Genomic DNA, 22,382 nt, shown 5'->3' with positions numbered 1-22,382 from the left:
TTTGCCTCCACCCGGATCTTGGCGCCCATCTCACCGCGGCAAGATTCCGAGTGGGTCGAAGATCAGCCGCGTCGGGCGTTGCGCAGAGCCGTCGCGCGGAGGTAGAGCCGTCGTCCTCCGTCCGGGCCGACGGAGCCGGGTACACGTGCGACGGCTTCGACGTCCCACCACGGTTCGCCGTCGTATTCGACCTCGGCCACGATCGCAGTGACCCGGACGACCAGCGGGCCGAGGCCGTACCGGTAGTCCTTCTCGGTGATTTCGTAGGTAGCTCCGACTTCGGGCATCACCGATCGATCACCTGCCAGCGTCGGAGACCGTTGAGAAGGATCATCATCGACTTCTCGTCCAGGTACCACCGGTCGTCACTCACGTTGGGGACCGGTGTCCGCCGCTCGCCGCGTGGCACGGTGGCGCCGGGTATCCGTTGTGGAAGCTTTGCCTTCTCCTCGGTCACGGATGCCGCTCCGGGTGATATCCCGTGGTCAGTGAGCCGCAGCGTGGGCACCATCGCGATTTGACCTTGAAGCTCAGCAACCCGGCCAGGAACCCCGACAGCAGGGCCGTTACGACGATGGGCAGCAGCATCCGGTCACCCCATGTGGTCACTTGTATCGTGTGGGTACAGATGCTCACCCTGATACCGATCACTTGCAACGGTTGGAGCGGTGTTTGCCCAGTCGATCTGGAGCAGCCGACACATTTTCAGTTGACAGACGATCTACCTGGACAACCAGGAAGACATCGACGCCTACGAGGAGGTGTGGGATGCGCTGGATGCTCTCGCCCTGGACCAAACGCTATCGATCGAATATTTGCCTGAGAGATTGAAGGAGCTAACCGACGGAACATGACCTGACCGGGCTTTGTGGAAGAAGTCCACGCGGAGCGGCGCAAACGGCCAATGTGTCGAAGTTGCCACCAATTTGTCTAACATCGTCGCCGTCCGAGACACCAAGGACAATGGCAACGGACCCGTCCTGCTGTTCACGCCCGCGGAGTGGGACGCCTTCATCGGTGGCGCGAAGAACGGCGAGTTCGACCGGTAACACGTAGCTCCACAACGAAGGACGGTTGCTCGCCAGCAACCGTCCTTCTTGGTTTCACCTCCACCCGGGCCTCGGCGCACGTAACACCGCGCGACCAATCCACCGTGGATTGTCTACATCAGCCGCCGGGGTCCGCGCTGACCCGTCGCGGCTGCTTCGCGCTGCCGAACGCCAGGCTGCCCAGCGGGGCCACCACCCCCGGCTGGGGCGGCCCCAGCGTGGCCAGCACGTCGACGAAGTACCGCACCAGGCCGCGGCTGGTGCCCGGCTCCCGCGGGACTCCGGCGTCCAGGCGAGCCCGGGCGGCCTCGGGGTCGGCCACCGCCAGGTCCGCGGCGAACAGGTCGCCCCATGCCCGCGGGGGACCGCCCACCGCGGCGCGCAGCTCGGCGTCGCGAGCGGTGGCCGCCGTGGGTGACGACCGGTACAGCGAGCCGAACGTCAGCGGGAGCAACTGGATGCCCAGCACCGATTCGGGCTTGGGGTCGAACCACGTCGCGTAGTCGATTTTCGCGTCCCAGACGATGCCCGCGGTGGTGTGCGCGTACCCGGGCGGCCGGTCGGCGTCCTCGCCCAGCCAGTAGCGGCGCGCGGTGGCCGCCTCCATGGCGTAGTGGGTGGCGCCGAACTCGGTCAGCGCCGCGTCGCCGCGGACCTGGCCCCACCGGGTCACCGCCTCCCACGCGGCCACCGCCTCGCTGGACGACTCCTGGTTGTTGCCGTCCGCGAACGGCGCGAACCCGGACGCGGCCGAGCTGCCGAGGTAGGCGTTGAAGCTGCGGAACGGGGGGAAGCCGCCACCGGCTGAGGGCACCGCCCGGCTGCCCGCGAAGTCGCGGACGACCAGGTCGACGACGCCACCGTAGTCGTGCCGGAACCCGGGGTCGACTGCGGCGAGCACGCTGGCGGCGCGGACCAGGTAGCCGTACTGGAAGTGGTGGTCGTTGTAGTCCTGACTGCCGAACTCGGCGGGCACCGCGATCAGCCCGCCCCACGTCCGGTCGTAGGCCAGATAGTGCGGGTCGGCCGGGGCCGAGTAGGTCAGCCAGTCGACGAGCTGCGGTTTGAGCCGGGCGAGCGCGGCCTGCTGCTGGGCGGTGGCGCCGACCGCCGCGGCCACCTCCGCGATCGAGGCGAGGCGGCCCAGCTCCTTGAGCCCGAAGTAGCTGCCGCCCGCGGCCGGCTTGTCGGCCAGGTCGCGGTCGAGGTCGGCGACGACCGCGCGGCGCTGGTCGGCCCCCACGTCCACCCGGGGTACGCCGGTGAGCAGTCCCGGCAGCGGCACCCGGACCTGCACCCGGTCCGACTCGACGAGCGAGAGTGTGCCGCGGGCGTCCGGGTACGTGCCGGCCAGCGGCTCCGGCCCCGGCACGAGCCCGGCGCGCTGGTGGGGCAGCAGCGCCCACAGCCCGGGCCGGCCGGAGGCGCGGGTGGCGGTGAGCGTCTGGGTGACCGTCCCGGACCCGGCGTCGTACGCCATCGTCGCGGTCGTGTCCATCACCGGGTCGGCCGCGGCGGCGGTGACCTCCTTCTCCCAGCTCGCGGCGTCCACCCCGTCCGGTACGCGGGCCACCGCCATCTGCGGATCGGTGCCGGTCAGGTCGGCACCGGACAGGGTGAGGCCCGTCCCGGCGACGTCCCAGCGCTGACCGGCGATGTCGAGCCGGGCGAGGCCACCGCTGTCGCCCAGGTCGCGGACGGCGCCGAGCGCGCTGAGCCGGGCGGTGGTACCGCGGAAGCGCAGCCACACGACCGGGCTGCCGCTGACCACGGTCATGTCGACCGTGCCACCGCCGGCCAGCGCGACCCGCAGCACGACGTGGAACGCGCCGTACCCGACCACGCTGGTGGCGCCGGTGGCCGCGGTGCTCAGTGCGGGCACGAACGGGGTGGTGATCGCGTTCGCGGCGGCGGTGACCGGGGCGCTGCTGAGCTGCACCCCGCTCGCGCCGACCCGCACGGCGAGCGGGTGCGCCCACATCGGCTGGGTCCCCGGGCCGGTCAGCGCCGAGCTCCACCACTGGTTGGTGGGCAGGGCCTGCTTGCCCAGCCCGGCCGCCTGTGCGGGGGCCTTGGTGGGGGTCGCGGCGGCCGGGACCGTGGCGGCCACACTGCCGCGGCCGGTCCCGCCCGGTACGGCGATCCGGTTGTCGGCGCTCGCTTCGGTGACCGGGCCGAGCGCCCCCGGCCCGGTCACCGAGTGTTGCGGTGTGGTGTCGTGGTCCGGAGTGCACCCGGTCATCAGCACGGCGGCCGCCAGGATTGCGGGGAGCAGGCGGCGGGTCACGCGCTGTTCACCGCCGGGGTGTGGCCGGCCGCGGTCGTGGTGTCCACGACCACCGAGAACTGCAGGCCCGGCACCAGGGTGCGGACCGTGACGAGGTCGCCCGCCGCCGGCTTGAGCACGACCGTGAGCAGCCCGGACGGGTCGGCGGGGGTGGGGATCATGGACACCTTGGGCTCCACCCGGTCCAGGGTGGTGGTGATCCGGCGGGGCAGGCCCGGGCCGTCCACGTAGGCGGTCATGCCCAGGCGCAGCTTGCGCAGCGTCTCGACGGGCACGTCGACCACGAACGACATCGCGGCCGGGTCGTACAGCGTGATCACGGGTTCGCCGCCGCGGGCCACCTGGCCCTGCGCCACGTTGATCTCGCTGACCAGGCCGGTGGCCGGGGCGCGCAGGTCCTCGATGCGCGGCTTGGTGCCGGGCGCGGTGGTGATGGCGAGGCTGGCCAGCCGGGCGCCGCCGGCGACCGCGGAGCCGTCCTGCACGTACACCTGCTCGACGACGCCCGCGGCGGCCGAGCCGACCGGGATGGGCTCGGCGGTCAGCACCGCCGTGCCCGCGTCCACGTACGCCCGGTCGGCCAGGCGCTGCCGGACCAGGTACGTGCCGCCCACACCGGCGGCGGCGAGCAGGGCCACCACCACGAGCGTGGTACGCGCGACCCGCAGCGCGCGCATCAGTCTCGGGTGGCGTGGACCGGCGGGGGGTTCGGGGCCGGGGTTCTCGGTGGGTTCGGCGTTCTCGGTGGCGGCGTCCTCGGCGACCGGGGTCTGATCGAGTCCGGTGTCGCTGATGATCGTGCTCATGACGACGTCCTTCTTGGCCGGAGGTCCTGCCCGGCCGGTGGTCGGGGTGAACGCGGCCCGCGGACCGGTTCGGGGAGGGGTGGGACCCTCGGGTGGCGGCGCTGCCGCCCGGGGCGTCTCAGGCGGCGTTCGCGCCGACCGGCACCGGCGTCTCCGCGTGGGCGATGCCGGTCTGCCGGGGGACCGTGACCGGGGCGACCGGCGGCGTGTGCCGGATCCGGCCGCCGGTCACCGATTCGACGATCATGCGGCCGAGGATCAGCACGATCATGGTGGCCCAGCCGACGGAGAGCCAGGTCGGCGGCGGATCGGCCATGACGATCAGCCCGACCACGATCGCGGTGACGTTCAGGACGAGCAGCGCCACGTGCGGCATGACCGCCCACAGTGAGCGGGCGCCGCCGCCGGCGGAGTTGGTCACCCGCCACGTCGCGGGTTTGTTGCGCAGCACCGCCCACAGCGCGCGCAGGTGCACCGGGGCGGCGCCGATGCTGGCCACGATCGCGGACGGTTTGAACCCGCCGGACTGCAGCCACGTCACCAGCAGCACCGCCGCCTGGAACGGCAGGTAGTGGGTGGCCCACACGAAGCCGTCGGCGCGGATCGGGCTCAGCGCGAACAGCAGGTACAGCGACGGGAACAGCATGAAGGTCATCATCGCCAGCGACAGCAGGTAGTGGGTGCCGCAGAACAGGTACTGCAGCCGCTGGTCCAGGGTCAGGCCGGAGTTGCGTTTGAACAGCCGGCCCCGCAGCAGGATCTCGAAGCCGCCGCTGGCCCACCGCAACTGCTGCTTCAGGTACGAGGTCACGTCCTGCGGCGCCAGCCCGCGGGCCAGCACCTGCGGCACGTAGATCGACGCCCAGCCGCGCTTGTGCAGCTCGATCGAGGTCCAGATGTCCTCGGAGTTGCTGCCGGTCCAGATGCCACCGATCTCGTCGAGGGCCGCGCGCCGGAACATCACGTTCGTCCCCACGCAGAACGCCGCGTTGAAGTGGTTCTTGCCGGGGCAGACCAGCTCGTAGAAGATGCGCTGCGCCTCCGCGGAGCCGGTGGCCACGAGGTTGACGTGGTTCGTGTACGACTGCGGCGACTGCACGAACGCCACGTCCGGGTCGACGAAGTGCGGCAGCACGCTGAGCAGGAAACCGGGCTCGGGCACGTGGTCCGCGTCGAAGATGACCGCGAACTGCCCGTCCGTACGGGCCAGTCCGGCGTTGACGTTGCCCGCCTTGGCGTGCTGCCCGCCGGGCCGCCGGAAGTAGCCCGCGCCCTCGGCCGCGGCGATGGCGCGCAGTTCGTCGCTGTCGCCGTCGTCGAGCAGGTACGTCTGGTGCGGCAGCTCCATCGCCACCGCCGCCCGCACGGTGCGCCGCACCAGTGCCGGCTCCTCACCGTACGCGGTGATGAAGACGTCGATCGGGGGCACCTCCGCCCCGGCGCGCAGCCGGTTGCGCCAGACCGTGACGTCGACGGGCTCGCTGCGGTCGTCGTGGGCGAGGATCGTCCACCACGTACCGATGAGGTGCAGCGCGGTGAGCCCTTCGGCCGTCAGCATCGACAGCCACAGCCAGGTGGGTCCGCGGTACGCGGGGTTCAGCAGGAACAACTGATAGAAGACCGTGGCGACCAGCGCGCCGATGATCGCCACACGGGTCGAGCGCTGCAGTGGCCGCCAGGCCAGTGCCGCGCCGGGGCGGCTCGGAGGTGCGGATGGGGCCGGCATTGTCGAGCTCCTGCACGTCGGTCGGGGCGCCCGGGGTTCGTGCGCCTCCACTCAGCGAACAGGAACCCACGGACATTCGCGAGTCGTGCGACGCACATTTCTTCCAGGTGACATTGGTCGATCTATTCAGCCTGTTTTCGAGCGCGTGAACAAAGGTGTTGCCGAGTTCGCACCATCCCTCCACGACGGAGCTTTGACCAGGAGCGATGCTCGGGACACAGACGTCACGGTAAACCGATGGGTAACAAATTTCGGTGCGGTGTGGACCGCCGATCAGTGAGGGAGCTAACACGATCTCCCCGGCGCCCCGGAACACGAATTCCGCGTAACCGAAACACACCCTTAATCGAATGGTCGCTTGGGTCTGCGCGACGGCCCGGCGGCGCGCCGCGGACGGGCGCGCGCGGGCAGAGATCTGCCCGACGGTACGCTCACCGGCATGGCCGCCGGGACCGTACCGCGATGAAGCGCGGCGAGATCTGGACCATCGGCAACCGCACCGACCTGCGCTACCGCGTGCTCGTTCTCTCCGCGGACAGCTACAACGAACGCGCCAACGCGGCGCCGTACTGCGCGCCCATCGTGCGCCAGCGTGGCGCGACGCAGCTGCCGCCGTACGCGGTGGCCCTCACGGAGCAGGACCCCATCACCGGCGTGGTCGTGGTCAACCGGATGCGCCGCCTGCCCGCCGCCGTCGGCGCGGAGCGTATCGGCATGGTCACCGGCGCGAGCATGGCCCGGCTCGCCGAGGCGATGCGCGAGCTGTTCGAGCTCTGACACATCCGCCCTGGTCAACGGGGTGGCCCGACCGTACGCATAGGCCGTCCGGCCAGGTTGGGCTGTCGCCCGGCCGAGTGATCGGCGGCAAGGAACCGCCACTGGTCGTACATCGCCTGCGTGAACGGGGGATGCCGCCGGGGTCCGCACAGGCGTATGCAATAAGCCGGTACAACCGAGGCGGGAGGGGCATGAGCGGCGCTCACATGTACGCCGGGCCGGCGGACACCCGGCACGCCGGGCTGCACTCCGCCGTGGAGTCGCCCCGCGCGACCCTGGACCGCAGTGCCGTCGGCGTCGCCGCGGTACGCCGGCGCGAGCCGTGGCTGGCCACGGTGCAGCAGGTCCTCGACGCCATGCCGGGCGCGGCCGCGTTCCTCACCCCGGTCCGGGACCGCGCCGGGCGCCTCGCGGACCTCGTCGTCGCCGCGGTCACCCCCGAGGCGGTCACGTCCGGCGGGCGCCGCGGCGCCCAGCTCGTCGGCACCCGCGTCGCCCTGTACTCCCCGGAAACCGTGGCCAGCGACCGCTGGCCGGTCTACCAGTGGGTCCTCGACACCGGTGAGCCCGCCACCCTCGGCCCGTTCGACCACACGGACGGCCGGTACTCGGTACGGGTGCGCCGCCTCGGCGACGGCCTGCTGATGACTTGGTTCCGGCACGACGTGCCCGCCCAGGCCGACCGGGGCGTCACCACCGAACTGCGCCTGGCCCAGGTGGAGCGTGAGCTCGCCGAGCACCGCCGCGACCTGGCCGCCGAGCACGAGATGGCCGCCCGGTTGCAGCACATCATCCTGCCCATCCCGGAGGGGCCGATCGAGCTGCCCGGCCTGCGTGTCGCGGTGCGCTACCTGCCCGCGGGCCAGCAGAGCCGAGTGGGCGGCGACTGGTACCACGCGGCCGCGCTGCCGGACGGTTCCGTGCTGCTCGCGGTCGGTGACGTCGCCGGCCACGGCACCCCGGCGGCCACGTTCATGGCCCAGCTCCGCCACGCGCTGCGCGCCCTGGCGGTCACCACCACGGACCCGGCGCAGTTGCTCGGCCACCTCAACCGGCTCACCTGCGACCTGGAACGGGAGGCCCCGGAGATCTCCGCGACCGCGGTCATCGCCCGCTACGAGCCGCAGCGCCGCCGCCTGACCTGGGCGCAGGCCGGGCACCCGCCGCCGGTGTTCAGCCACGCCGGGCGCGCCGCGGCACTGGACCGTCCACCCGGCCCGGTGCTGGGGGTCGTCGAGGACGCCCGCTACGCGAACGCCACGCTGGAGCTGGACTTCGGCGACATGCTGCTGTTCTACACCGACGGCCTGATCGAGCACCGGCATCGCAGCCTCGACGAAGGACTGCAGGCGGTCATCGACACCGTGGACGAGGCCGTCGCCTCGTCCTCCACCCACCCGCTGATCGAGCTGTTCGACCGCTTCCGCCGGCCCAATCCGGAGGACGACACCTGCATCCTGGCCATCCGGCCGCTCACCGGCCTCACCCGCGACCTGCGGCGATTCGCCGCACCGCAGTTCCTGCCGCGGCCGCCCCGGTAATCTCACCCGGTGTGAGTCATGACCTGGCCCGGTTCACGGAGGCGCAGCGCGACGTGTACGACCGGGCGCTGGTGGAGCTGCGCGCCGGCGACAAGCGCAGCCACTGGATGTGGTTCGTCTTCCCGCAGCTGGCCGGCCTGGGCCACAGCCCGACCGCCCGGCGGTACGCGATCGGCTCGCTCGACGAGGCCCGTGCGTACCTGGCTGATCCGGTGCTGGGCCGGCGCCTGGCCGAGTGTGCCCGCGCGCTGCTGGCCGTCGAGGGCCGCTCCGCCACGCAGATCCTCGGCTCTCCCGACGATCTGAAGCTGCGCTCCTCGATGACCCTGTTCGCCCGGGCGGCCGACGACCCGGCGCTGTTCCAGGCGGTGCTGGACCGTTTCTACGACGGCCTGCCGGACCAGCGCACCGTGGACCTGCTCAGTTAGCCCGGCGAGTCCGGTACTCAACACGGTTGCGTACCGGGCATCGGAATGCGGCAGCATGAACGGATGGCGGACGTCATCGTTCTGGGCGGCGGCATCATCGGGCTCACGGCCGCGGTGCGGCTACGCGAGCGCGGCGCCGAGGTCGCACTCTGGTCGCCCGACGACTCGGCCGCCACCACCTCCGCGGTCGCCGCGGCGGTCTGGTATCCCACTCGCGTCGACGGCAATCCGCGCGTGTTCGCGTGGGCTGCCGCCACGTACGCGGAGTTCCGCAAGCAGGCCGTCGCCGGGGTGCCCGGCGTGATGCTGCGTCCCACCCGAAACCTCGAGCACGGCCCCGATACCGAGCCGCCGTGGTGGGCCCGCGCCGCCGGCACGGTGACGTACGGCCCGGCCACCGCCCCGTGGACGCGTGAGGTCCGCTTCGTCGCCCCGCTCGCCGACATGGGCCGCTACCTGCCGTGGCTGCGGCGCCGGTTCGTGAGCGCGGGCGGCCGGATCGTGCGCCGTGGCGTCCGGCATCTCGACGAGGCCCTGGTCGAGGCGCCCGTGGTGGTCAACGCCACCGGGCTGGGTGCGGCCCGGCTGTGCGGGGATCCGTTCGTGCACCCGGCGCGCGGGCAGGTCGTGGTGGTTGCCAACCCCGGGCTGGACACGTCCGTGCGCGTCGTGGGCGACCCCGGCACGTACGTGCACCCTCGTGAACACGACGTCGTGCTCGGCGGTACCTGGGACGTCGACGAGTGGGACACCCGGCCCGACCCGGCGGTCAGCGAGGCGATCCTGGCCCGGTGCGTGGCGTTGGTGCCGCAGCTGGCGGGCGCCGAGGTGGTGGCGGAGCGGGTCGGGTTGCGCCCGGCGCGCCGCGGCGGCCCGCGCGTGGCGGCCCAGAGGTGTCCACTGGGGACGGTGGTGCACGCGTACGGTCACGGTGGCGCCGGCATGACGCTGTCCTGGGGTTGCGCCGACGAGATCGCCGCGCTCGCCCTACCGGCCTGACCTCAGGCCGGTGGCCGCAGCAGCGCGAACGTGACCGGCGTGCGCAGCGTGAAGCCGAGCTTCTCGTACAGTCGAATCGCATTCGTGTTGTTCTCGGCCGCGTGCAGGAACGCGGTCTCACCGCGCCGCCGGATCCCGGCCGCGACCGCCCGCACCAGCCGCGCGGCCAGCCCCCGGCCCTGGAACGCCGGGTCGGTGCACACCGCGCTGATCTCGGTCCAGCCGGGCGGGTGCAGCCGTTCGCCGGCCATGGCGACCAGTGCCCCCTCGTGGCGCAGCCCCACGTATCTGCCCATCGCGATGGTGCGGGGCAGGAACGGTCCGGGCTTGGTCCGGGCGGCCAGGTCGAGCATGTCCGGCACGTCCGCCTCGGTCAGCTCGACCGCCTCGGGATCGTCGTCCGCGCTCATCCCGGTGTCGGCGAGCTGCACGCCGGGCAGCGTGAACGTGGCGGTCCATCCGGCCGGCGCCTGCAGCGCCGGGCCGACCAGGAACACCTCGGTGCCCGCCCCGGCCAGCCGTGCCAGGTCCGCCCACGCCGCGGGGTCCGCCGGGTCGGCGGGCGCGTGGAACATCGACATGTCGGCCGGGTAGCGGGCGGCGCGGCCGTGCCGCTCGGCCAGGGCGGCGTGCGGGCCGCTCAGTGCCGCCCACACCGGGTTGTCCAGGACGCCCTCGTTGATCTCTGCCGGTCTCACGGGGGCGACTCTACGGCCGCGGCCGTGATGGCGGCACCGGGTATCGTCCCGGTTCGGCGGAGTCCCGCCCGTGCCGTGCCCGCGCGGGGGATCATCGTCTCGACGGCGACGGGTTCCGGAAACTCGCGGGAACTTTTCCGCGGCGGCCACCGACTGTGTGACCGGTGGTCCGGGCCCGGGCCGCCACGATCTCAGGAGGGCGGGTCCGGGTGCGCATCGGGTACCGGTTGATGACGGTTTGTGCCGTGGCGGGTGTCGTCGTGGTGGGGGTGGCCGGTCCGGCGCTCGCCCACGTGGAGGTCAGCGCCGACAAGAAGCAGGCCGGCGCGACCGACGTGACGCTCACCTTCGTCGGTGAGGCGGAGTCGACCAAGGCCGGCATCGTCAGCGAGCGGGTCGTGCTGCCGCAGGGCATCGCCCCGGCCGACGTGACGCTGGTGAAGGCGCCGGGCGGGTGGGCGTACAAGGCCGATCCGGACGGCTTCACGGTCAGCGGCAAGGCCCTTCCGGTGGGCAAGGACTCGGAGTGGAAGGTCAAGATCGCGAAGCTGCCGGACGGCGAGACCCGGCTGTCCTTCAAGACGGTGGAGACCTACAGCGACGGTTCGGTCGACCGGTGGATCGAGATCCAGGAGCCGGGCGAGGCGGAACCGGATCACCCGGCTCCGCTGCTGACGCTGCAGCCCGCCCCGAAGTCCGCGACCGGCCAGCCCGGCGCTTCGGCGACACCAAGCGCCCCCGCCTCCAGTGCCCCGGCCTCCAGCCCGCCTGCCTCGCCGGCCGTCGTGGCCTCGTCGGCGCCGGTCGATCCGGCCGCCGGGCACAGCAGCTCGACGTGGTGGATCTGGCCCGCCGTGGTGGTCGCGGTCCTCGTCGCGGCGGGTGCGGTATTCGCGTACCGGCGGCGGGGCGACAGCGCCTGAGGCTCTTGATCTGAATTGACGTTCATCTATCTTTAACTCGACGCGGAGCATCTCGCAACACAACGTTAATGGCGGCGTCGGGGGTACCGCTGACGATGCGCGCATGTCCGTACAGCGCCTCGGGGCCGCGATCGCGGCCACGGTACTCCTCGGCGTCGGCCTGACCGCCGCGTCTGCCCCAGCCCGGGCGGCCACCGCCGTCCCGGGCTTCGACCACATCGTCCTGGTGATGTTCGAGAACAAGTCGGCGTCACAGATCACCGGCTCCAGCGCCCCCTACTTCACCGCGCTCGCCGCTCAGGGCGCCACCTTCACCCAGTCGTACGCGATCACCCACCCCAGCCAGCCCAACTACATCGCCCTGTTCTCCGGCTCCACCCAGGGCGTCACCAGCGACGACTGCCCCAAGTCGTTCACCGGCGCGAACCTCGGCGCGCAGCTCACCGGCGCGGGCCTGAGCTTCACGGGCTACTCCGAGGGCATGCCGTCCGACGGTTACACCGGCTGCTCCAGCGGCAACTACCGGCGCAAGCACAACAGCTGGGTGGACTTCTCCACCGTCCCGGCCGCCGCCAACCGCACGTTCGCCGCGTTCCCGGCCGACTACGCCACCCTGCCCACGGTGTCGTTCGTGAGCCCGGACATGTGCAACGACATGCACGACTGCTCGATCGCGACCGGGGACACCTGGCTGCAACGCAACCTCGACGGCTACGCCCAGTGGGCCAAGACCCACAACAGTCTGCTCATCGTCACGTTCGACGAGGACAACTACCTGGCGCTGAACCGCATCCACACGACGTTCGTGGGCGCGCACGTCACGCCGGGCTCCTCCGCCACCAAGATCACCCACTACACGGTGCTGCGGACCATCGAGGCCGCGTACGGGCTGCCCGCGCTCGGCGGCGCCGCCCAGGTCGAACCGATCACCGGCATCTGGTCCTGACGTGTACCTCGCCACGGTCGACCGCCCCGCCGGGGCGGTCGACCGGACCAGACGCGTCGCACCCACCGTCCTGGCCCTCGGGGCGGTCAGCCTGGTCACGGACGTCTCCAGCGAGATGGTGACCGCGGTCCTGCCGCTCTACCTCGTCGCGGTGCTGCACCTGAGCCCCGCCGGGTACGGCCTGATCGACGGCCTCTACACCGGGGCGACCGCGCTGCTGCGCCCGGTCGGCGGCTACCTGGCCGACCGCGCGCAGCGCCGCAAACTGCTCGCCACCATCGGGTACGGCCTGTCCGCGGCCGCCAAACTGGGCCTGCTCGCCGCCGGGGCGGCGCTGCCCGGCCTGGGCGCCGCCATCGTCGCGGACCGCGCCGGCAAGGGCCTGCGGACCGCGCCCCGCGACGCGCTCATCACGCTCGCCACCCCGGCGCCGGACCTCGGCCGGGCGTTCGGCGTGCACCGGGCCATGGACAGCGCCGGCGCGTTCGCCGGGCCGCTGGTCGCCCTCGGTGTGCTCGCCGCCTCCGGCCAGGCGTTCGACGCGGTGTTCGTGGTCAGCGCGTGCGTCGCCACCCTCGGCGTCGTGCTGCTGGTGCTGCTGGTCCGTGAGCACCGCGAGCCGCGCCCCGGCCCGGCCGCGGTCCGCCCCCGGGCCGCGGCGGGCCTGCTGCGCCGCGGCCCGCTGCGCCCGGTACTGCTTGGCGCCACCCTCCTCGGACTCAGCACGATCGGTGACGGGTTCGTGTACCTGCTGCTGCAACGCCGCGAAGGGCTGGCGGCGGGCTGGTTCCCGGTGCTGGCGATCGGCACCAGCCTCGCGTACCTGATGCTGGCCGCGCCGGTCGGCGCGCTCGCCGACCGGATCGGCCGGCGCACGGTCCTGCTCGGCGGATACGCCGCCCTGCTGGCGGTGTACGTGCTGCTCGCCGCACCGTGGACCGGCCTGCCCGGCGTGCTCCTGGTCCTGGCCCTGTACGGCCTGTTCTACGCGGCCACCGACGGGATCCTCATGGCGGTCGCCGGCCCGCTGCTGCCGCGCGAGCTGCGCACCACCGGGCTGGCACTGGTGCAGAGCGGTCAGGCGCTGGCATACCTGGTCTCGTCGGTGGCGTTCGGCCTGGCCTGGCAGTGGTGGGGTGCGGCGGCCGCGATCCGGGCCACCGCGGTCGCGGCCGCGTTCACCCTGGCGGCGTCGGCCCTGCTGCTCCGCAGTGGATCGGGCCGCAGCAGGCCCGACCGTGCCGACGCATCCAGCGGGTCGGATCGGGCTGCCGCGCCGCACGTGGGCGGCGCTGCTCCGGACGGCGGGGCCCGCGCGGCAGCCACGCCGGAGGTGGGTGGCGCGACCTCGGACCGCGGGGCCCGGGCATGACGCGCGGTCGTGTGGCGGTCGCGGTGGTGCTGTCGGCTGCGTTGCTGGCGGTGGGGGCCGGGTACACGATCGTCGCCGGGCGGCACGCGCCCGCCGCGGGCGCCGAGACGGTCGACGCGGGCCCCGGGGACCGGTTTCTGGTGCGCAGCACGGCCCCGGACAGCTACGGCCGGATCGCCACCGTCGCCCGCGCCGCCCCGGGCGGACCGCGGCGCGTCTCCGGCGTGTCCTGCGACCGTGTGTACGCCGCCGCCGGCACCGTGATCTGCCTGCGCCGCGACGGCCCGCTCACCACCTACCAGCTCGCGGTGCTGGACTCCCGGCTCCGCGTACGATCGGAGTATCCGCTGGTCGGCGTGCCGAACCGGGCCCGCGTCGCGCCCAGCGGGCACCTGGTCGCGTGGACCGTCTTCGTCGCCGGTGACGGCTACAACGGCGGCCGGTTCTCGACCCGCGTCGGCATGCTGGACACGGTCACCGGCGCCACAGTGGACACCCTGGAGGACTTCACGATCGTCCGGGACGGCCGGATCGTCCGGGCCGCGGACGCGAACTTCTGGGGCGTCACGTTCGCCGACGACCGGCGCTTCTACGCCACGATGTCGACCGCGGGCCGCCGCTACCTGGTCGTCGGCGACGTGGCCGCGCGTACGGTGCGCACCGTCGCCACGAACGTCGAGTGCCCGTCCCTGGCACCGGACGGGGCCCGGTTGGTGTTCAAGGCGGCCCGCGGCGGCGACCCCGCCCGGGGCTGGCGGCTCACCGTGCTGGACCTGGCGACGCTGGCGCGTACCCCGCTGGCCGAGACCCGCAGCGTCGACGACCAGGCCGCCTGGCTCGACGATGACACCGTCATGTACGCGGTTCGCCGCGGCACCCGCGACTCCGACGTGTGGTCGGTGCCGGCCGACGGCGGGGGACACCCGTCGCTGCTCGTGCCCGACGCGGAATCCCCGGCCGCCCTGTGGTGAGCCGCCACCCTGGGTGAGCCGTCGCCCTGGGTGAGCCGCCGGGTCCGCCGGTGGCGCCCGCCGGTCTGGCACAGTGACCTGGCATGAAGCTCCTGTTGCCCGACAGCATCGATCTCGACCTGCGGCTGCCCGACGACGTGCACGCGGTCCGCTACGCGATCGACCAGCCGGTCCCGGCGGCCGACGTCGACGCCGAAGCCCTGGTGGTCTGGGGCAACGCACCTGCGCAGGTGCGGGACGCGGCGCGCCGGCTGACCCGGCTGCGGTGGGTGCAGACGCTCGCGGCCGGACCGGACGTGGTGATGCAGGCGGGCTTCGCACCGGAGGTGGTCGTGACCGCCGGGCGTGGCCTGCACGACCACACGGTCGCCGAGCACACCCTGGCGCTCACGCTGGCCGCCGCCCGTCGCGTCCACCTGCTGACGCGGGCGCAGATCGGGCACCGCTGGGCGGGGGAGTGGGGCGGGCTGCAGCCGGTGCACGAGGCGGACAGCTTCCGTACGCTGCGCGGCGCCCGGGTGCTGATCTGGGGCTTCGGCGGCATCGCGGCCACGCTGGCGCCGCTGCTCGCCGCGCTGGGCGCACAGGTCACGGGCGTGGCGCGCGCCGCGGGGCGTCGCCACGCGTTCGACGTCGTCGCGGCCACCGACCTGCCGCGGATGTTGCCGCACACCGACGTACTGATCATGATCCTGCCGGCCATGCCGGATACCTCGCGGGCGCTCGGCCCGGACCTGCTCGCGCTGCTGCCTGCCCACGCGTGGCTGGTCAACGTCGGGCGGGGCAGCACCGTCGACGCCGACGCGGTCCTCGCCGCGATCCGGGCCGGACGTCTCGGCGGGGCGGCGCTGGACGTCTTCGACACCGAGCCGTTGCCGCCGGACTCGGGCCTGTGGGACGAGCCGAACGTGATCATCTCGCCGCACGCGGCGGGCGGGCGGCCGGTCGGCGCCGCGCAGCGCGTGGCCGAGAACCTGGCCGCGCTGCGGGCGGGACGCCCGATGTACGACGTCGTCCGGTGATCGGCTGAACCGATACGGGCCGGCGGGAGGCTTCCGCCGCCCACCAGGGCAGGGTGACCGTCCGGCAGCGGTGCGGCGCTGCGGTCAGGGACAGGCGCGGCCGGTGCAGGTGCGCTGGGTGGCCAGCGCCGCGGCCAGCGGCGCGATCGCGGGGTCGTTGCCCGGTCTGCCGTCGTGGAACAGGTTGGTGAGCTGCCACGGGTCGGTGGCGAGGCGGTAGTACTCCCGGTCCAGCACGGTTCCGTCGTCGCGGTAGATCTCCGTGTACTGGTACCGCCCGGGCACGTAGGTGGCGGCCCACGTCGGGATGCCCGCACCGTTCGCCGGGTCGCGCCAGTACTCGAACAGCAACCGGTCCCGGCCACCCGCGGCGAGCAGACTGCGCCCGTCGTACGTGTAGCTGGGGGTCAGGCCCGCGGCGGCCAGAGCGGTCGGGGTCAGGTCGACGTTGGCGGCCAGGCGGTTGTCCTGCGCGCTGCTCAGGTGCCCGGGCCAGCGCATGAACAACGGGACCTGCTCGGCCTGCAGGTACGGCATGAACTTCTCCAGCAGCCCGTGCTCGCTGAAGAACATGCCGTTGTCCGACAGCAGGAACACCAGGGTGTTGGTCTCCCCGAGCGCGTCGAGGTGCCGGTGGATCGCGTCCACTGCGTCGTCGACCGACAGCAGGGTGCGCAGCATCGCCTGCCGGGTCGCCGCGCCCTGCTGCAGCGTCTGGTGGAAGCTGCGCACGTACGCGGGTTTGTCGGAGCGGTCCGTCTCGGCGACGGCCGGGTTGCCGGACCACGGGTACGGGACCGTCGCATACTTCGGTTCGGCGGTGAACGGCGCATGCGGTGCGGTGAACCCGGCGTAGATGAACCACGGCGTCGCGTCGGTCCGCTCGTACGCGTCCAGGTACCGGTTCACCTGCTGGCCGATGAACGTGGTGCCGTACGGGGCGGTGACTCCGGTGCCGTCGACGTCGAAGACGGCATCGGTGTAGCCCGCGCCCAGCGCGTAGTTGTCGAAGTACGGTGGGCGGACGTGGATGTTCCAGTCGTTGAAGAGTTTGCCGACCGCCGCGGTGCGGTACCCGGCCGTCTTGAGGTCGTGCTGCAACGTCTTGTGGTGGTCGTAGTTGCCGATGCCCGCCTGCTGCCGGACGCGGGTGTTGTGCGCGTACCGTCCGGACAGGATGGACGAACGGCTCGGGCAGCACGAGGGCGTGGTCACCACCGCGGCCGGGAAGTAGGTGCCGCCGTCGGCCATCCACGCGGTGGCCTTGGGCATCACCCAGGTCATGCCGGTGCGTGCGTCGTCCATGAGCAGGATCAGCACGTTGGGACGCGCGTTCGGTGCCTGCCTATGGCTGGCGGCGGCGGGCAGGGGGCCGGTGAGTGCGACGACGACCGCGGCGGCGGCGCAGCCCGCCGCGGCCCGGCGGATCGCCCGCGCAGCGTCCCGCATTCTCCCCTGAAGCACCATATGTACCATAATAATGTATTTTGTCGGTTGCCGGGTTGCTGCCCCTTCAGTCTGAAGCCGTCCCCACACCGTGCGCCCCGGTTCTCCGTAAGCCGCCCAATCCGGGTCCGGGACCTTTGCGCGGCTGTTGACGGGCGCCTGAGGCCAGATTGAGTTTGGCGGCCGAACGTGAATGGCATGACCACCACCGTTGCGAACCTCATCGCCGCCCCGCCCGTCGTCCTCCCGGCCGCCGGCCCCAGCGCGGTCGACTTCTCCGTCGTCATCCCGTTCCACCGCCCGGGCATCGCCCTGCGCCAGACCGTGCAGCGGCTGACCGAGGTGCTGCACGCCCAGAACATCACCTTCGAGGTGATCGCCGTGTCCGCGGGCTGCATCGACGGCTCCGGCGCCACGCTGCAGGAGCTGGCGCACACCCGGCTCATCGCGAGCCGCGACATCCAGGACAAGGGTGCCGCCCTCGACGCCGGGTTCACCGCCGCCACCGGCGCGTGGATCGGGATCGTCGACGTCGACGGCGACAGCGAGATCGACCCGTACGAGGTCGTCGAGCGGCTGCACCTCGCCCGGGAGCGTCAGGACCTCGCGTCGCGCGGCGCCGCCATCGTCCGCCAGGGCCGGCTCGTCACCGTCTGAGCCGGCTCCGGCAACCCTGAGCCCGTCACCCGTGGCCGGCGAGCGCGTCCACCAGGCGCCGCGCCGAACCGGCCAGGTTCCACCGCTGGGCCAGGGCCAGCAGCGCCTCCGGCTCGACCGGAGCCGTGGGTAGCGCCGGATCGAAGTCGGGCAGCTCGACGTCACGAGCGACCCGGCACACCGGCAACGCGGCAGTCAGGTAGTCGCGGGAACCGGCCAGCTTGGCCCGCAGGCCGGGCGCGAAGCCGGCCGCCGGATCATCCAGCGCGGCGAGGATCTCCTCCACCCCGCCGTAGCGGGAGACGAGCCGGGCCGCGGTCTTCTCCCCGACCCCGGGCACGCCGGGCAGGCCGTCGCTGGGATCGCCGCGCAGCGCGGCGAAGTCGGCATACCACCGGGCGGGAACGGCGTACTTGGCGGTGACCGCGGCGTCGTCGCTGTCCTCCAGCTTCGCCACGCCCCGGCCGCAGTAGAGCAGCCGCACCCCCCGGGCATCGTCGACGAGCTGGAACAGATCCCGGTCGCCGGAGACGACCTCGACCGGGGCGCTCTGGGTGGCGGCGAGCGTGCCGAGCACGTCGTCCGCCTCGTAGCCGGCCACCCCGAACGCCGGGATGCCCACCGCCGCCAGCACCTCCAGCAGCACGGGGATCTGCCGCTCCAAGCTCGCGGGCACCTCCTCGACCGCATCGTGGGCCACCCGGTGCCGCTTGTACGAGGGCACGAGCGCGACCCGCCACGCCGGGCGCCAGTCGGCATCCAGCGCGCACACCACCCGCCCGGGCTGCCGGGTGCGCACCAGCTGGGCGATCATGTCGAGGAAGCCCCGGATCGCGTTGACGGGCTCACCGGCGGTGGTCCGCGCGGCGGACTCCGGGATGCCGTGGAACGCGCGGAAGTACAGGCTCGGCGCGTCCACGGCCAGCAACGGTCTGTCGGTCACCGCATCACCCTGGCACACGGGTCCGACAACCCCCACCCGCCACGGCCGGATTCCGGCGGCGTGGTCGGCCGAGCCCGGTGGCGGGCCACCGGCGCACAGCAAACCCACAGCGAGTACCTAACCGCTGGACAACCGGGCCGCCGACGCTTGCCAACGTGACCACGACGACCGCGCCGCCGAGCGCCACCGCAATGCCCGTGCTGCGCACCCCGGCACCGACGCCGCGACCGACCCCGCGCTGGTGGGCCGACGTGGGCGCATTCGTTGCCGGCCTCAGCCTGGTGGTGGTCACCGCGCTGTGGGTCGGCAACGGCGGGGTAGAGCAGCTCGCCGCGGGAGACTGGGGGGCCGTCGCCGCAGCGGGGCGGCTTCTCGGGCTGTGGGCCGCCGACCTGATGCTGTTGCAGGTCCTGCTGCTGGCCCGCATCCCCGCGGTGGAGCGGGCGTTCGGGCAGGACCGGCTGGCGCTCTGGCACCGGTGGACCGGGTTCACCTCGTTCCACCTGATGCTGGCGCACATCGTGCTGATCACGCTCGGGTACGCCGGACCGGTCCACGCCGGTGTGCTCGCCCAGTTCTGGGACCTGCTGGTGACATACCCGGGGATGCTGCTTGCCGCCGCGGCAACCGCCCTGCTGGTCATGGTGGTCGTGACCTCGGTGAAGGCGGCACGGCGCCGCCTGCGCTACGAGTCCTGGCACCTGCTGCACCTGTACGCCTACCTCGGCGTCGGCCTGGCGCTGCCGCACCAGCTCTGGACCGGCGCGGACTTCGTCGGCTCGGCACCCGCCCGCGCCTACTGGTGGACCCTGTACGGGCTCTGCGCCGGAGCCGTGCTGGCCTACCGGGTCGCGTTGCCGGCCTGGCGCAGCTGGCGGCACCGGATCGAGGTCAGCCACGTGGTCCCCGAAGGGCCCGGCCTCACCTCGGTGTACCTGCGGGGGCGGCACCTGGACCGGCTCGGGGTGCGCGCCGGGCAGTTCTTCCAGTGGCGGTTCCTGGACGGGCCGGGCTGGACGCGGGCGCACCCGTACTCGCTGTCCGGTCCGCCGCGGCCCGACGGCATGCGGATCACGGTCAAGGACCTGGGCGACGGCAGTGCCCGCGTGGCCGCCCTGCGCCCCGGCGTCCGGGTGCTCATCGAGGGCCCGTACGGGCGACTCACCGGGCAGGACTACACCGGCGGGCCGGTCACCATGTTCGCCTGCGGCATCGGGGTCACCCCGCTGCTCGCGCTGCTGTGGGAGCTGCCGTACGCCGACGGCGAGGCAACCCTGGTCTACCGCGCCCGCGACGCCGCCGACCTCGCGTTCCGCAGCGAGCTGGAGTGGCTGGCCGCGCACCGCGGCGTGCGGCTGGTGTTCCTGCTCGGCCCGCGCGCCGTACGCGACTCCTGGCTGCCCGCCCAGTACGCCGACCACACCGACGTCGCGGCGCTGCAGCAGATCGCCCCGGGCATCGCCCGGCACCACCTGTACGTCTGCGGGCCGCCCCCGTGGGCCGACGCGGTGCGCGCCGCGGCCCGCACCGCGGGAGTCCCCGCCGAGCGCATCCACACCGAACAATTCGCCTGGTGACCCGGAGGATCTGACCCCATGCGACGCATCACCCTATGGATCTTCTCGACCGTGGCCGCGCTCGTGCTGCTGTTCAGCTACCGCACCAGCACCATGGGCGCGGGCGGCACGACCGCCACCGCGGCCGCGGCCGTGCTGCCGGCCACCCCGGACAGTCCCACCGCCGGCGCGACACCGCAGGCCACGTCCGGCCCCGGCCAGAACGACGCGACACCGCAGGCCACCGGGAGTGCCGGGTCGGGCGGGACCTATCAAGGTTCCATCGTGCAGACCCGGTGGGGCCCGATCCAGGTCACCGTCACGGTGTCCGGCGGAAAGATCACCGACATCGCGGTGCCCACGTACCCGAACGGCAACCACCGGGACGCCGAGATCAACGCGTACGCGCTGCCCGCGTTGCGCGAGGCGACGCTGAACGCCCAGAGCGCCGACATCGACAGCATCTCCGGTGCCACGGTCACCAGCGACGGCTACAAGCAGTCCCTGCAGTCCGCATTGGACGCCGCGCACCTGTGACAGGGCGTCGACTATGATCACACGATGGCGTACCAGAACTTCATGAATCCGTTCGTACTGCCGGTCGACGTGCGCGAGAGTGAGCGCCACGGTGCGGTGGACCTGTACCTTCCCGACACTGCGCAGCCCCGTCCCGCCGTCCTGTTCATCCACGGTGGACCGATCGGGCCGGAGATCAGCCCGTCGCCGCGCCACTGGCCCATCTTCCAGGCGTACGCTTCGCTGGCCGCATCCCGCGGGCTGGTCGGGGCGACGGTCGACCACCGGCTGCACGCGGTCACCGACTACGCGCAGGCCGCCGACGACATCGCCGCGGCCGTCGAGCAGCTGCGGGCCGACCCGCGCGTCGACGCCGACCGGGTCGCGTTGTGGTTCTTCTCCGGTGGCAGCCCGATCATGGCCGACTGGCTGCGCACCACCCCGTCCTGGCTGCGCTGCCTGGCCACCACGTACGGCATCCTGTCGTGCCCGCCCGAGTACGGCACGAGGTTCAACCCCGCCGACGCGGTCGCGCAGGCCGGCGACCTGCCGATCGTGATGACCCGGGTGGGCCGGGAGATTCCCGAGCTGGCCGAGACCCAGGCGACGTTCGTCGCCGCCGCCGAGGCGTGCGGTGCCCGGCTCGACATCGTGGACGTGCCGAACGGCCGGCACTCGTTCGAGATCCTCGACGACACCGACGAGTCACGGGAGGCGATCGAGCGGGCGTTCGACCTGGTCGTGACCTCGACCGTGGGCAAGGAGCTCGACCCGGCCACCTGACCCCGCACGCCGGGCGCTCGACCCGGCCGTCTGATCCACGCTCGTCAGCGCGACGCCGCCAGTGCCTTCTCCGGATCGAGCAGGCCGGCCTTGACGACCGTGCGGCTCAGCGGCCGGGCGAGCTCGGCCAGCCGGGCACATCCGGCCGCGCCGATCCCCGCGTACGCGGGAGTGGCCAGCCGGTCCGTGCTCGCCTCCACCTCGGCGCGCAACGTGCGGCCCTGATCGCTGAGCGCCGCCGCGTCGGGCCCGGGCGCCAGCAGGCCCCGCTCCCGGAGCCCGGCGACCGCCGCCGCCCACTCGTCGCGGCTCCAGCCGCGGCTGATCCGCAGGAACCGCTCCTCGATCTCGCCGGACGCGGTGTGCATCACCAGCGCCTCCAGACCGCTGAGCCCGGCCACCAGCAGCGCCGCCACATGCCCGTCGCCGCGGAACTCGCGCAGCATTGTCTGCGCATGCCACAACACCGTGTGCGGCGCCTCGGGCCAGGGCAGCTCGGCGTGCGCCGCGAACAGCGGGCGGCCACCGCAATGCGCCGTGGCGTCCTCGGCGGCCCGGCGCGCCAGATGCGCCGCCTCGGCGAGCTCCGGGCCGTGGATCGCCTCACCGAGCGCCCGGGTCAGGGCGGCGTCCGCGGCCGCCAGCCGTGCCGCCGCGGCGGCCGCGGGAGTGGTCCGCGACCAGGCCGCGGGCAGCACCCGGGCGATCAGGGCCGGGTTGAAGTTGTAGAACGTGGCCGCCACCGGACCCGGACCGACCGGTCCGAGCGCGGCGGCGCGCGTCGCGAAGTAGCCCATCGGCTGGGGGATGCCGAGGGCCGCATACCGTTCGTGGGCCTCGGACGCGAAGTAGATCAGGCCGTGCAGGGGCTCGACGGCCCGCCACGCGAGTCGCACGGCGGCCGGGTCCGGCCCGGCGGGGGGTTCTGCTGCCATG

Annotated in this window: 24 protein-coding genes; 14 read left to right on the top strand and 10 right to left on the bottom strand. The window is 72.9% G+C overall.

Annotated features, from left to right (window positions below):
* Nucleotides 1-62: 62 nt before the first annotated feature.
* Genes ACMCNK_RS06870 through ACMCNK_RS06860 form a run of 3 tightly spaced genes read right to left on the bottom strand, consistent with a single transcriptional unit; the run spans nucleotide 63 to nucleotide 588 of the window.
* Nucleotides 63-287, bottom strand: coding sequence for a hypothetical protein (locus ACMCNK_RS06870; RefSeq protein ID WP_412735542.1), 225 nt, complete (start codon nucleotides 285-287; stop codon nucleotides 63-65).
* Nucleotides 287-457: a hypothetical protein gene (locus ACMCNK_RS06865; RefSeq protein ID WP_412735541.1), complete on the bottom strand. Its 171-nt coding sequence runs from the start codon at nucleotides 455-457 to the stop codon at nucleotides 287-289. Before ACMCNK_RS06865 ends, ACMCNK_RS06870 begins: the two co-directional genes overlap by 1 nt.
* Nucleotides 454-588, bottom strand: coding sequence for a hypothetical protein (locus tag ACMCNK_RS06860; RefSeq protein WP_412735540.1), 135 nt, complete (start codon nucleotides 586-588; stop codon nucleotides 454-456). Before ACMCNK_RS06860 ends, ACMCNK_RS06865 begins: the two co-directional genes overlap by 4 nt.
* 278 nt (nucleotides 589-866) lie before the next feature.
* On the opposite strand from ACMCNK_RS06860, the gene ACMCNK_RS06855 reads away from it, so the two are divergent.
* A complete protein-coding gene (locus ACMCNK_RS06855; protein WP_412735539.1) occupies nucleotides 867-1,049 on the top strand; it encodes a DUF397 domain-containing protein in 183 nt (60 codons plus the stop codon).
* A gap of 118 nt (nucleotides 1,050-1,167) precedes the next feature.
* Here the strand turns inward: ACMCNK_RS06855 and ACMCNK_RS06850 are convergent, their stop codons facing one another.
* The 3 genes from ACMCNK_RS06850 to ACMCNK_RS06840 form a co-directional block, all read right to left on the bottom strand.
* Entirely contained in the window at nucleotides 1,168-3,336 is a 2,169-nt protein-coding gene (locus ACMCNK_RS06850; RefSeq protein ID WP_412735538.1) for a glycosyl hydrolase, read from the bottom strand.
* The gene (locus tag ACMCNK_RS06845; RefSeq protein ID WP_412735537.1) at nucleotides 3,333-4,142 is read right to left on the bottom strand and encodes an HlyD family efflux transporter periplasmic adaptor subunit; all 810 of its coding nucleotides are present in this window, start codon (nucleotides 4,140-4,142) and stop codon (nucleotides 3,333-3,335) included. Before ACMCNK_RS06845 ends, ACMCNK_RS06850 begins: the two co-directional genes overlap by 4 nt.
* Nucleotides 4,143-4,260: 118 nt before the next feature.
* Nucleotides 4,261-5,868: a glycosyltransferase gene (locus ACMCNK_RS06840; protein ID WP_412735536.1), complete on the bottom strand. Its 1,608-nt coding sequence runs from the start codon at nucleotides 5,866-5,868 to the stop codon at nucleotides 4,261-4,263.
* Nucleotides 5,869-6,330: 462 nt separating this feature from the next.
* On the opposite strand from ACMCNK_RS06840, the gene ACMCNK_RS06835 reads away from it, so the two are divergent.
* The 4 genes from ACMCNK_RS06835 to ACMCNK_RS06820 all read left to right on the top strand — a co-directional run bounded on the left by ACMCNK_RS06835 (nucleotide 6,331) and on the right by ACMCNK_RS06820 (nucleotide 9,613).
* Nucleotides 6,331-6,645: a type II toxin-antitoxin system PemK/MazF family toxin gene (locus tag ACMCNK_RS06835; protein ID WP_412735535.1), complete on the top strand. Its 315-nt coding sequence runs from the start codon at nucleotides 6,331-6,333 to the stop codon at nucleotides 6,643-6,645.
* Nucleotides 6,646-6,836: 191 nt separating this feature from the next.
* Nucleotides 6,837-8,186, top strand: a complete 1,350-nt coding sequence (locus ACMCNK_RS06830) for a PP2C family protein-serine/threonine phosphatase (RefSeq protein ID WP_412735534.1) — start codon at nucleotides 6,837-6,839, stop codon at nucleotides 8,184-8,186.
* Nucleotides 8,187-8,197: 11 nt separating this feature from the next.
* Nucleotides 8,198-8,614: a DUF1810 domain-containing protein gene (locus ACMCNK_RS06825; RefSeq protein WP_412735533.1), complete on the top strand. Its 417-nt coding sequence runs from the start codon at nucleotides 8,198-8,200 to the stop codon at nucleotides 8,612-8,614.
* Between the two features lie 63 nt (nucleotides 8,615-8,677).
* Nucleotides 8,678-9,613, top strand: a complete 936-nt coding sequence (locus ACMCNK_RS06820; RefSeq protein WP_412735532.1) for an FAD-dependent oxidoreductase — start codon at nucleotides 8,678-8,680, stop codon at nucleotides 9,611-9,613.
* A 2-nt stretch (nucleotides 9,614-9,615) separates the two neighbouring features.
* On the opposite strand, the gene ACMCNK_RS06815 is transcribed toward ACMCNK_RS06820, so the two are convergent.
* Complete coding sequence (locus ACMCNK_RS06815) at nucleotides 9,616-10,311, bottom strand: GNAT family N-acetyltransferase (protein ID WP_412735531.1); 696 nt, start codon at nucleotides 10,309-10,311, stop codon at nucleotides 9,616-9,618.
* Between the two features lie 245 nt (nucleotides 10,312-10,556).
* On the opposite strand from ACMCNK_RS06815, the gene ACMCNK_RS06810 reads away from it, so the two are divergent.
* From ACMCNK_RS06810 to ACMCNK_RS06790, 5 genes are all read left to right on the top strand, one after another.
* On the top strand, nucleotides 10,557-11,234 hold the full coding sequence (locus ACMCNK_RS06810; protein ID WP_412735530.1) for a DUF1775 domain-containing protein: 678 nt from the start codon (nucleotides 10,557-10,559) through the stop codon (nucleotides 11,232-11,234).
* Between the two features lie 103 nt (nucleotides 11,235-11,337).
* Nucleotides 11,338-12,180: an alkaline phosphatase family protein gene (locus tag ACMCNK_RS06805; RefSeq protein WP_412735529.1), complete on the top strand. Its 843-nt coding sequence runs from the start codon at nucleotides 11,338-11,340 to the stop codon at nucleotides 12,178-12,180.
* Nucleotide 12,181: 1 nt separating this feature from the next.
* Nucleotides 12,182-13,552 (top strand): MFS transporter, encoded by a 1,371-nt coding sequence (locus tag ACMCNK_RS06800; protein WP_412735528.1) that lies wholly within the window; start codon nucleotides 12,182-12,184, stop codon nucleotides 13,550-13,552.
* The gene (locus tag ACMCNK_RS06795) at nucleotides 13,549-14,523 is read left to right on the top strand and encodes a TolB family protein (protein WP_412735527.1); all 975 of its coding nucleotides are present in this window, start codon (nucleotides 13,549-13,551) and stop codon (nucleotides 14,521-14,523) included. Before ACMCNK_RS06800 ends, ACMCNK_RS06795 begins: the two co-directional genes overlap by 4 nt.
* Nucleotides 14,524-14,606: 83 nt before the next feature.
* Entirely contained in the window at nucleotides 14,607-15,545 is a 939-nt protein-coding gene (locus tag ACMCNK_RS06790; protein WP_412735526.1) for an NAD(P)-dependent oxidoreductase, read from the top strand.
* A gap of 84 nt (nucleotides 15,546-15,629) precedes the next feature.
* Here ACMCNK_RS06790 and ACMCNK_RS06785 read toward each other — a convergent pair whose 3' ends face one another.
* Nucleotides 15,630-16,994 carry a sulfatase-like hydrolase/transferase gene (locus ACMCNK_RS06785; RefSeq protein ID WP_412735525.1) on the bottom strand — a complete coding sequence of 455 codons (1,365 nt, stop codon included), beginning with the start codon at nucleotides 16,992-16,994 and terminating at the stop codon, nucleotides 15,630-15,632.
* Nucleotides 16,995-17,189: 195 nt separating this feature from the next.
* Here ACMCNK_RS06785 and ACMCNK_RS06780 point away from each other — a divergent pair, with 195 nt between their 5' ends.
* The gene (locus ACMCNK_RS06780; RefSeq protein WP_412735524.1) at nucleotides 17,190-17,648 is read left to right on the top strand and encodes a glycosyltransferase family 2 protein; all 459 of its coding nucleotides are present in this window, start codon (nucleotides 17,190-17,192) and stop codon (nucleotides 17,646-17,648) included.
* A 25-nt stretch (nucleotides 17,649-17,673) separates the two neighbouring features.
* Here ACMCNK_RS06780 and ACMCNK_RS06775 read toward each other — a convergent pair whose 3' ends face one another.
* Nucleotides 17,674-18,591, bottom strand: a complete 918-nt coding sequence (locus tag ACMCNK_RS06775; protein WP_412735523.1) for a 5'-3' exonuclease — start codon at nucleotides 18,589-18,591, stop codon at nucleotides 17,674-17,676.
* Between the two features lie 191 nt (nucleotides 18,592-18,782).
* On the opposite strand from ACMCNK_RS06775, the gene ACMCNK_RS06770 reads away from it, so the two are divergent.
* The 3 genes from ACMCNK_RS06770 to ACMCNK_RS06760 are packed head-to-tail and all read left to right on the top strand — an operon-like array spanning nucleotide 18,783 to nucleotide 21,446.
* On the top strand, nucleotides 18,783-20,168 hold the full coding sequence (locus ACMCNK_RS06770; RefSeq protein WP_412740768.1) for a ferric reductase-like transmembrane domain-containing protein: 1,386 nt from the start codon (nucleotides 18,783-18,785) through the stop codon (nucleotides 20,166-20,168).
* An 18-nt stretch (nucleotides 20,169-20,186) separates the two neighbouring features.
* The gene (locus ACMCNK_RS06765; RefSeq protein ID WP_412735522.1) at nucleotides 20,187-20,684 is read left to right on the top strand and encodes an FMN-binding protein; all 498 of its coding nucleotides are present in this window, start codon (nucleotides 20,187-20,189) and stop codon (nucleotides 20,682-20,684) included.
* 24 nt (nucleotides 20,685-20,708) lie between these two features.
* Nucleotides 20,709-21,446, top strand: coding sequence for an alpha/beta hydrolase family protein (locus tag ACMCNK_RS06760; RefSeq protein ID WP_412735521.1), 738 nt, complete (start codon nucleotides 20,709-20,711; stop codon nucleotides 21,444-21,446).
* Between the two features lie 44 nt (nucleotides 21,447-21,490).
* Here the strand turns inward: ACMCNK_RS06760 and ACMCNK_RS06755 are convergent, their stop codons facing one another.
* Nucleotides 21,491-22,381, bottom strand: coding sequence for an SCO6745 family protein (locus ACMCNK_RS06755; protein WP_412735520.1), 891 nt, complete (start codon nucleotides 22,379-22,381; stop codon nucleotides 21,491-21,493).
* Nucleotide 22,382: the final 1 nt, after the last annotated feature.

It is taken from the genome of Krasilnikovia sp. MM14-A1259 (assembly GCF_047159535.1).
Lineage (GTDB): Bacteria > Actinomycetota > Actinomycetes > Mycobacteriales > Micromonosporaceae > Actinoplanes.
The sequence above is the reverse complement of the archived record's forward strand: the minus strand, read 5'-3'. Positions and strand labels throughout refer to the sequence as shown.

What these genes read in the sequence shown, in the direction of transcription:
- ACMCNK_RS06765 (WP_412735522.1), top strand. Translation starts at nt 20,187, where the DNA reads ATGCGACGCATCACCCTATGGATCTTCTCGACCGTGGCCGCGCTCGTG.
- ACMCNK_RS06840 (WP_412735536.1), bottom strand. Translation starts at nt 5,868, where the DNA reads ATGCCGGCCCCATCCGCACCTCCGAGCCGCCCCGGCGCGGCACTGGCC.
- ACMCNK_RS06770 (WP_412740768.1), top strand. Translation starts at nt 18,783, where the DNA reads ATGCCCGTGCTGCGCACCCCGGCACCGACGCCGCGACCGACCCCGCGC.
- ACMCNK_RS06820 (WP_412735532.1), top strand. Translation starts at nt 8,678, where the DNA reads ATGGCGGACGTCATCGTTCTGGGCGGCGGCATCATCGGGCTCACGGCC.
- ACMCNK_RS06870 (WP_412735542.1), bottom strand. Translation starts at nt 287, where the DNA reads ATGCCCGAAGTCGGAGCTACCTACGAAATCACCGAGAAGGACTACCGG.
- ACMCNK_RS06845 (WP_412735537.1), bottom strand. Translation starts at nt 4,142, where the DNA reads ATGAGCACGATCATCAGCGACACCGGACTCGATCAGACCCCGGTCGCC.
- ACMCNK_RS06805 (WP_412735529.1), top strand. Translation starts at nt 11,338, where the DNA reads ATGTCCGTACAGCGCCTCGGGGCCGCGATCGCGGCCACGGTACTCCTC.
- ACMCNK_RS06755 (WP_412735520.1), bottom strand. Translation starts at nt 22,381, where the DNA reads ATGGCAGCAGAACCCCCCGCCGGGCCGGACCCGGCCGCCGTGCGACTC.
- ACMCNK_RS06790 (WP_412735526.1), top strand. Translation starts at nt 14,607, where the DNA reads ATGAAGCTCCTGTTGCCCGACAGCATCGATCTCGACCTGCGGCTGCCC.
- ACMCNK_RS06780 (WP_412735524.1), top strand. Translation starts at nt 17,190, where the DNA reads ATGACCACCACCGTTGCGAACCTCATCGCCGCCCCGCCCGTCGTCCTC.
- ACMCNK_RS06760 (WP_412735521.1), top strand. Translation starts at nt 20,709, where the DNA reads ATGGCGTACCAGAACTTCATGAATCCGTTCGTACTGCCGGTCGACGTG.
- ACMCNK_RS06860 (WP_412735540.1), bottom strand. Translation starts at nt 588, where the DNA reads ATGCTGCTGCCCATCGTCGTAACGGCCCTGCTGTCGGGGTTCCTGGCC.
- ACMCNK_RS06830 (WP_412735534.1), top strand. Translation starts at nt 6,837, where the DNA reads ATGAGCGGCGCTCACATGTACGCCGGGCCGGCGGACACCCGGCACGCC.
- ACMCNK_RS06795 (WP_412735527.1), top strand. Translation starts at nt 13,549, where the DNA reads ATGACGCGCGGTCGTGTGGCGGTCGCGGTGGTGCTGTCGGCTGCGTTG.
- ACMCNK_RS06835 (WP_412735535.1), top strand. Translation starts at nt 6,331, where the DNA reads ATGAAGCGCGGCGAGATCTGGACCATCGGCAACCGCACCGACCTGCGC.
- ACMCNK_RS06785 (WP_412735525.1), bottom strand. Translation starts at nt 16,994, where the DNA reads ATGCGGGACGCTGCGCGGGCGATCCGCCGGGCCGCGGCGGGCTGCGCC.